The organism is Hymenobacter sp., from assembly GCF_036387835.1.
Classification (GTDB): domain Bacteria; phylum Bacteroidota; class Bacteroidia; order Cytophagales; family Hymenobacteraceae; genus Hymenobacter.
On the sequence record NZ_DASVSY010000086.1, the window covers coordinates 1 to 6,109 of the forward strand.

Below are 6,109 nucleotides of genomic sequence, written 5' to 3' on the forward strand. Positions count from 1 at the left end.
GAGCGGAGCGAGTACGAGATGCTGCGCCGCTTGCGCCAGCGCGAGATACTCGCCTCCGCTCGTCGCGGAACGGACTTCCGCGCTACAACTCGGTACGCTATGGTACAAACCGCAAAGGTACGTACGCTTCTTCCTAAACAACCCTTACCCAACAGGGTTCAATTCTGTAACAAGTCGGGGCCGGGAAATGGCGAGCAACCCAACGAAGGTGATCAGGCCATTAAGAATCAGGATTTCAAAGCCAAACTCGTAGCCCCACCAGGCCTTGGAATTGGCATTGATAAAGTAAGTGAGCAAGGGCGCCATTACGCAGACCACTGGTACTAGCCGGTCGTGCAGGCCGCGGCCCATAAACAGCCCGAAAGCGTAGAGCCCAAGCAGCGGCCCGTAGGTGTAGCCCGCCGCCTTGAACACGGCCGTAATAACGCTTTGGTCGTTGATGGCCCGGAAAATCAGGATAATCACAATCAGCACCAGCGAGAAGCCGAAGTGCGTAAGCTGCCGCACCTGCCGCTGCTTGTTTTCCTCGTACTGCTTGATATCGAGCATGTCCACGCAAAACGAGGTGGTGAGGGCCGTAAGAGCCGAGTCGGCGGAGGCGTACGTCACGGCAATGATACCCAAGATGAACACCACGCCCGCGAAGAGCGTGAAGTGGTTGGTAGCCAGCAGCGGAAACACATTGTCGCCGATAATTTTGCCGGTGGTGGGGTTGGTAGGCAGCATGATGCCTTTGGCGGCAGCAAACTGATAGAGCAGCACCCCGAGCGAAAGGAAAAACACGTTCACGACCACAATGGCAATGGTGAACCAGAACATGTTTTTCTGCGCGTCGCCGAGGTTGCGGCAGCTCAGGTTCTTCTGCATCAAATCCTGGTCGAGACCGGTCATGACGATGGTGATGAACGCGCCGGAGGCAAACTGCTTCCAGAAATATTTGTCGTCTTTAAGGTCGGAAAAATAGATCTGCGACATGGCGCTTTCGCGCACGGTTTTCACGAGGCCCGCGAAGCCGAGGTTCAACTCATCAGCCATCAGGTAGATGCTCACCGCCACGCACACCAGCATGGCCATAGTCTGGAAGGTATCGGTCCAGAGGATGGTTTTGAGGCCACCGCGGAAGGTGTAGAGGTAAATCAGGAAGATGCTAACCGTGACGGTAACGGCAAACGGCACCCCCAGCGCATCGAAAACCGCGAACTGCAGCACGCCTGCCACCAGAAATAGTCGAAATGCCGCCCCCACCGCCCTGGAAATCAAGAAGAAGAACGCCCCCGTCTTGTAGCTCCAAAACCCGAACCGCTGCTCCAGATACGTGTAGATACTCACCAGCCGCAGCCGGTAATACATGGGCATGAGCACCGTTCCAATCACCAAGTAGCCCACCGTATACCCCAACACCACCGCCATATAGCTCCACGACTGCGTGGCCACCATACCCGGAATGGAAATAAACGTCACCCCCGACAGCGAAGTACCAATCATGGCAAATGCCACCATGTACCAGGGCGCGTTGCGGTTGGCAATAAAAAACGATTCGCTCGTGGCCTTGCGCGAAGTCAGAATCGAAATGATAATGAGAACAACAAAGTAGCCCGCAATCAGGCTCAGAATGAGGGTGGGAGACATGGAATGAGTTACCAGTTGTGAGTTGCCAGTTGCCAGTTGTTGGAATTCTTCAGCTTTTGTAGTTCTAAAGATCAACTGCCAGGCGTGGAATTTAAGGTATCAAAACTAACACCTAACAACCACAACCCTGTGCCAGCGCCTGATAACTGGTAACCGGCAACTCACAACTGGCAACTCATTCCCAATCCTGCCAGCGCATTACCTCGCCCACGGCGGGAGTGTGCAGCTCGCCGCGCAGCATGCCGCCATGCGCCACCATTTTAATTTCGCGTAGCGGCTCTGAGGCGGGCTCGTCTGAAAGATCAAAGGTGCCGTAGTGCATGGGTATCACGTGGCCGGCCCGCAGCTGGTTGGCGCCTTTGGCGGCTTCATGCGGATTTACGTGGCTCAGCTGCATCATGTACGCCGGCTTATAGGCACCAATGGGCATCAGCACGATGTCGAGCGGACCGAATTGCTTTTCAATGGCTTCGAAGTGGTCGGCCATCGACGTATCGGCGGCGAAGTAGATGGTGCGGAAGTCGGGGGTGCGGAGCAGGAAACTGCCCCATAGCACCTGGTTTAGGTCGAAGAGGCCGCGGCGGTGCCAGTGCGAGGCGGGCAGGTAGAATAGCTCGAAGGGAGTGGTTGAGCCTAAGTCGTATTGCTGCCACCAGCCGGCCTCCTGCACCTGCAGCCCGGCCGCCATACCGTGGAGCAGCGGCGTCATGCGCAACGAAGTCAGCACCTGCAGGTTCGGGTTCTGCCGCGCTAGCTGTTTGATGGAGGCTTCATCCAGATGGTCGCGGTGGCCGTGGCTGAGCAGCAGGTAGTCGATGCCCGTCAGGTCTTCTATCCGGCAGGGCAAGGCATGACGGCGGCGCAGGCCTATCGACGAAAACAGCACCGGGTCGGTGAGCAGCGTAACACCGCCTACGCGTAACAGGAAGCAGGCATGACCAAGCCACACCAAACCCTCTTCCTGGCTCTTCAGAAACTCGGTGCAGTCTACTACGTCCGGCACCCAGGTATCGGCCTTCTTTTCTTCCTTCTGCGGGTTCTTGGTGGTTTGCCAGCGCAGCACCGTGCTAAAAGTTGGCTCGTATAGCTCCTCGCCATTGCAGAATTCCTTGCCAATCATCTTATTGCCCGGATAGTTAGGTTGAACAGTTTTCAACGCTTCGTTGCGGACATAGGTAGCGCGAGGGGCCATGCGGGTGGTTGCTGGTAGTGAGTTAAAGAAACAACAAAGCCCCGGAAGATTCCCGAGGCTTTCATTGATTTGCCAGTAAGAAGGTTCTTCGGCCATCAAGCACTTGCGTGCTAACGTCGAGCTAAAAGATTAACGTTTTTTAGCTTATTACCAGATGCCACCACCCGTCAGCCCTGGCGAATAGCCCGGATAGGCGCCGTATTGGCCGTTGCCGGTGCGGATACCACCGGAGATAGTAAGGTTTTCGTTAATCATATAATCGGCCCGTAAGCTCACACCGGAGCCCATATTGCCCCCGAAACCTGCATACGGATTCACCGTCATCCCGCGGGGTACCGGACTCGACAAATCCTTCCAAACTGTGCCCGTCAGGGCCAGCCGCGGCGATACAGCGTATTGCGCGCCCGCCTGAATCAGGTACTGGTTGGAGCCACTCAGGGCGCGGGGCGCTCCATCGGCAACCGAGCGAGTGCCTAGGCCTGGCGTGAGGCGCATATAGGTCATGCCAGTGAATACCGTGAGCCGGTTGCTGAGCTTATAGCCAGCCTCCGGGCTAATGTAAGAGGCCGACCCAAACCGACCCGCCGTCATGAAACCCGCGTTGACGCGGAAGCTCTGGCGCGGACCCAAGACGCCCGGCAACGTAGGCGACGAGGCAGCTAAGCCGGCATTCGTCATCGGCACCGTCTGAGCCGCCGCGGAGCCGGCCAGCAGCACACTCACCAAGAAAATAGAAAGACGCAACATAAGGCAGGAAAGAAAGGTCAGTCGAAGATAAGAAGAAGACACTTAACTGCCGGAAAAGGTGGCATCAAGCACGTATTGCTTGCGAAAGTCAGTGCGTGTCAAGCAAGTGTTGGTGTCTGGCAGGACTATTCTTATCCATCAGGCGGAGTTACGAATTTCTTGTTTTAATTCCTCTACCAATTTGCCAAAGGCCGGGCTGGCTTCGATGCCAGGCTGCCAGGCCAAACCCATTTCCGCAAGGTTGTATTGATGTTGCTTGCTAATGACAGCGCCCGGCATACAGTGGCCAGCTGCATCCCGCTCGTAGCCAAGCAGCCATAGCGTATCGGAAAGAGCCGTGGTGGCCGCTATGTCGTGCGAAACGATAATGACCGTATTGAGGTCGTTGAAGGTCGTGACTTCCAGGATAATCTTCTTGACTTCATCGATCATGGCCACATCGAGGCCCGAAAAGGGCTCGTCTAGAATAATGAAGTGCTCGGAGCAAAGCAGCTGCTGCGCAATGGCGGCGCGTTGACGCTGCCCACCCGAGAGGTGCGCGGGGTATTTCTTGCGGTGCTGCCCGAGTCCAAACCGCTCCAGGTAGGCTGCGGCATGCTCTTTGGCTTCCGCTTCGGGGTATTTGCGGGTAGCGGCGACCACCAAGTTGTCAAACAAAGTGCGGTGGTTGAACAACGGGTAGCGCTGCTGCACAAAGCCTACGTCACCGGTAATTACGGGCCGGGCCGGATTGCCCACAAACACGGTACCCGCAGTGGGGGCAAGCAGCCCCGCAATAATGCGGCATAACACCGATTTGCCGATACCCGAGCGGCCGTAGAAGCCTAGCACCTGGCCTTGACTCATGCCCGGTCGTATCACGTCGCGCACCTGTACACTAATGTCACGCAACACTAACTCGTCGCCGAACTTCATGGAAACACCATCCAGGGTCAGCAAAGGCTCTTTGTAACTGTGGTCACTCATAATATGTACTTAGCTTAAGCCCTAAATGCGCAAAGCGTGGTGCTGAATCAGCAGAACTCTGTCGACGTGCTGCCTGGCAGAAGCTATCAAGGTAACTCTGTCAACAGAACTCAGCAAAGACGTGTACTATGCCCCAACTATAGCTGAGCCGAGACTTGAATACGGAAAAAAAACGCGTCTTAAAAGCACAAATAGATAATCTTGTAGCGCTCCTACTGTTAGTATGACGAGTTGAATGGCTACCACACCATTCAGGTGCAGATACCGATTTTGTTTGTAGAGTAAGAGCCCGATGCCACCTTCTGATTGATACAGTGTCTCAACTAGCGTGATCATAGTCCAAATGATGGCAAAATTCTGGCGCACCACTTCCAGCATATCATCCAGCTTGCCTAGCACCACTACTTCCAGGAAGCTGCGCCACTCGCTCATGCCAAGCGTGCGGGCGTGATCCATTTCCTCTTGCGAAGTGGTAAGAATAACGCTGGTCATACCGGTGACTAAGTACACAGTGGTAGCAAAAATCAGCACTGTTAGTTTTACTTGATGACCATTGCTAAGCAGCAGGGCCATGAAAAAAGTAAGACCAGTGAGCGTGAGATACCGCATTTTACTAGCCGCATAGGCCAGTGGCCGGAAAAATGGCAGGGCAGTTAAGTAAGAAATCAGCAAGGCCAGAACAGTGGCCACGGCTACGGCTTGCAGTGCGGTAGTTATACTCGCCCACAAATCCTGAATCAGCCCCTGCGTGGTAACCAGATCCTTAAACGCCGCCAGAACTTCAACAAGAGTAGGAAATAACTGCAAAGGATAGAACAACCACAGCAACAGTAACACCAGCACCTGGCAAGCTACCATTGTGAGGAAGATGCTGCGGCGTGGCTTGGCGTTGGGAGTAAAAAGCGCTTTAATCATCATAAACTACGTAAAAGATAGCCCGTCGTATTGCGCGGGAAGCAACACGACGGGCTGTTAGATTTCTAGCACTGGTTTAGTTGCCAAGTACAATCTCGACACGGCGGTTTTGCGCTTTGCCTGTAGGGGTAGAGTTGCTAACCAGGGGCTCAGTAGCACCATGGGCGTAGACTTGCACGCGGCCTTGCGGAAAAGCGCTCCGGCTCTTTGTTTCCAGCCACTCGCGCACAGCCAAGGCGCGGTCTTCGGAGAGCTGCTGATTCTTTTGCGGGTCGCCCACGTTGTCGGTGTGGCCGTGCACGGCCACTTTCAGGTTGCCGGCCACGACCAGGTCGTTGAAGAGTTGGTTGAGTTCCCGCTCGGCGGCGGGAGTGAAGGAGCTTTGGCCGGTGTTGAACTCGATGTTCCAGGCCCGCTTGCTCACGCTCTGGCGGATTTCATCGTCGGCGGCAAACTTCTGCTGGTCGGCGGGAGCTACAGCTTTGCCTTTATACTGGGCCTGCATCGTTTTTAGGGGCGTCAGGTCCAGCATCTGGTCGAGGGGCACGTAGCTGGGCAGCTCCTTGGGGTAGAGGCGGCTTTGCACGTCGCCGAAGGTTTTGTAGACGGAGGCGTAGATGTTGGTGCCGCCTTCTTCGAGGCCGAACAGGGCCAGGTTGT

6 protein-coding genes are annotated in these 6,109 nt (G+C 55.4%); all 6 read right to left on the bottom strand.

Translation table 11 applies throughout. The features are described 5' to 3' along the window. Positions 1-144: 144 nt before the first annotated feature. Positions 145-1,629 (bottom strand): sodium:solute symporter, encoded by a 1,485-nt coding sequence (locus VF639_RS16895; RefSeq protein WP_331147107.1) that lies wholly within the window; start codon positions 1,627-1,629, stop codon positions 145-147. Between the two features lie 175 nt (positions 1,630-1,804). Beyond that, on the bottom strand, positions 1,805-2,821 hold the full coding sequence (locus VF639_RS16900; RefSeq protein WP_331147108.1) for an MBL fold metallo-hydrolase: 1,017 nt from the start codon (positions 2,819-2,821) through the stop codon (positions 1,805-1,807). A 147-nt stretch (positions 2,822-2,968) separates the two neighbouring features. Next, positions 2,969-3,568, bottom strand: coding sequence for a hypothetical protein (locus tag VF639_RS16905; RefSeq protein WP_331147109.1), 600 nt, complete (start codon positions 3,566-3,568; stop codon positions 2,969-2,971). Positions 3,569-3,706: 138 nt separating this feature from the next. Next, a complete protein-coding gene (locus tag VF639_RS16910; RefSeq protein ID WP_331147110.1) occupies positions 3,707-4,534 on the bottom strand; it encodes an ATP-binding cassette domain-containing protein in 828 nt (275 codons plus the stop codon). Positions 4,535-4,660: 126 nt separating this feature from the next. After that, on the bottom strand, positions 4,661-5,452 hold the full coding sequence (locus VF639_RS16915) for an ABC transporter permease (protein WP_331147111.1): 792 nt from the start codon (positions 5,450-5,452) through the stop codon (positions 4,661-4,663). Between the two features lie 73 nt (positions 5,453-5,525). Next, positions 5,526-6,109, bottom strand: a 584-nt coding sequence (locus VF639_RS16920) for an OmpA family protein (protein ID WP_331147112.1), incomplete at its 5' end; no start/stop codon positions are given.